At 62.8% G+C, this 234-nt stretch carries 1 protein-coding gene; it reads left to right on the top strand.

Annotated features, from left to right (window positions below):
- On the top strand, positions 1–234 hold a 234-nt coding region (locus ACX6XY_RS30500), incomplete at both ends, for a pseudouridine synthase (RefSeq protein ID WP_460337987.1).

Below are 234 nucleotides of genomic sequence, written 5' to 3'. Positions count from 1 at the left end.
GGACGAACACCTGCTGCTGATCAATAAGCCCGCCGGGCTGCTGAGCCTGTCGGGCAAAGATCCGCGCAACCTCGACTCCGTGCATCATCGGCTGGTACAGCGCTTTCCGGGCTGCACCCTGGTGCACCGCCTGGACTTCGGCACCTCCGGCCTGATGGTGATCGCCCGCAACAAGGGCATTAACGCCTTGCTGTGCCAGCAGTTCAGCCAGCGCACGGTGGACAAGGTCTATAC

Source organism: Streptomyces sp. O3 (assembly GCF_054788135.1).
Note: the sequence above shows the minus strand (reverse complement) of the source record. Positions and strands in the feature narration are given on the sequence as shown.